Below are 1,346 nucleotides of genomic sequence, written 5' to 3' on the forward strand. Positions count from 1 at the left end.
CATAAAAGTTAAGTTTGACTTGCTCATTTGCACACCGAATGTGCTTGTTTCAAATCTCTTCATAAAGAAGAAATGTTTTGACGTACTGGTTGGTTCGTTCAGTTTTCAAAGATCAAATAAATGGTGGAGCCTAGCGGGATCGAACCGCTGACCTCCTGCGTGCAAAGCAGGCGCTCTCCCAGCTGAGCTAAGGCCCCGTTATTTTGGGAATGGTCGGGAAGACAGGATTCGAACCTGCGACCCCTTGGTCCCAAACCAAGTGCTCTACCAAGCTGAGCTACTTCCCGTTATAATGGCGCGCCCGAGAGGAGTCGAACCCCTAACCTTCTGATCCGTAGTCAGACGCTCTATCCAATTGAGCTACGGGCGCATTATTAATTTGGTGCCGAGGGCCGGACTCGAACCGGCACGGTGGAAACCCACCGCAGGATTTTAAGTCCTGTGCGTCTGCCAATTCCGCCACCCCGGCATGGCAAGTTTATGTTTATAACATGATGTATTTAGCTTGGTTAAGTATCTGGAGCGGAAGACGGGATTCGAACCCGCGACCCCCACCTTGGCAAGGTGGTGTTCTACCACTGAACTACTTCCGCAAAAGTGCGGGTGGAGGGACTTGAACCCCCACGCCGTGAAGCACTAGATCCTAAATCTAGCGTGTCTGCCAATTCCACCACACCCGCAAATGCATGGTGAGCCATGAAGGATTCGAACCTTCGACCCTCTGATTAAAAGTCAGATGCTCTACCAACTGAGCTAATGGCTCTTGATACTAGATCACTTTATTTTAAGTTAGCTTCAGCAACTCATGGTGCCGGCCAGAGGACTTGAACCCCCAACCTACTGATTACAAATCAGTTGCTCTGCCAGTTGAGCTAGGCCGGCTAACTTAAATTTTATATGGTGGAGGATGCAGGGTTCGAACCTGCGACCCCTTGCTTGTAAGGCAAGTGCTCTCCCAGCTGAGCTAATCCTCCGGATTTTATAAAGGCTTGGCAGCGTCCTACTCTCACGGGGGTAAACCCGACTACCATCGGCGCTGAAGAGCTTAACTGCTGTGTTCGGCATGGGAACAGGTGTGACCTCTTCGCCTTCACCACCAAACCTTTTTTTCAAGGACAAGAACTATTATATTGCCCTTTTTAATAAAAATCAAGGGGTAATTTCAAGTTTTTTTGAAAACCCTCAAAACTGGATAAGGAAACATCTTATAAGAAAAAGAAAATCATCTCACGACTGATGATATATCAGATAGATAAGTCATCGATCCATTAGTATCTGTCAGCTCCACGTGTCACCACGCTTCCACCTCAGACCTATCAACCTCATCGTCTCTGAGGGATCTTATT

General features: G+C 47.9%; 9 tRNA genes and 2 rRNA genes. All 11 read right to left on the reverse strand.

Going from position 1 to position 1,346, the window contains the following annotated elements:
* Positions 1-121: 121 nt before the first annotated feature.
* Positions 122-197 (reverse strand) — tRNA-Ala (locus tag LC036_RS18355).
* Positions 198-210: 13 nt separating this feature from the next.
* Positions 211-287 (reverse strand) — tRNA-Pro (locus LC036_RS18360).
* A gap of 6 nt (positions 288-293) precedes the next feature.
* Positions 294-370, reverse strand: a tRNA-Arg gene (locus LC036_RS18365).
* 10 nt (positions 371-380) lie between these two features.
* Positions 381-469: transfer RNA gene (locus tag LC036_RS18370), tRNA-Leu, on the reverse strand.
* Between the two features lie 49 nt (positions 470-518).
* Positions 519-593: transfer RNA gene (locus tag LC036_RS18375), tRNA-Gly, on the reverse strand.
* Positions 594-598: 5 nt separating this feature from the next.
* Positions 599-680 (reverse strand) — tRNA-Leu (locus LC036_RS18380).
* Between the two features lie 7 nt (positions 681-687).
* Positions 688-763, reverse strand: a tRNA-Lys gene (locus LC036_RS18385).
* Between the two features lie 43 nt (positions 764-806).
* Positions 807-882, reverse strand: a tRNA-Thr gene (locus tag LC036_RS18390).
* A gap of 16 nt (positions 883-898) precedes the next feature.
* Positions 899-974 (reverse strand) — tRNA-Val (locus LC036_RS18395).
* 13 nt (positions 975-987) lie between these two features.
* A 5S ribosomal RNA gene (gene rrf, locus LC036_RS18400) occupies positions 988-1,101 on the reverse strand.
* Positions 1,102-1,248: 147 nt separating this feature from the next.
* Positions 1,249-1,346, reverse strand: a 23S ribosomal RNA gene (locus LC036_RS18405); the annotation flags it as partial.

It is taken from the genome of Halobacillus litoralis, from assembly GCF_020524025.1.
Lineage (GTDB): Bacteria > Bacillota > Bacilli > Bacillales > Halobacillaceae > Halobacillus > Halobacillus litoralis_D.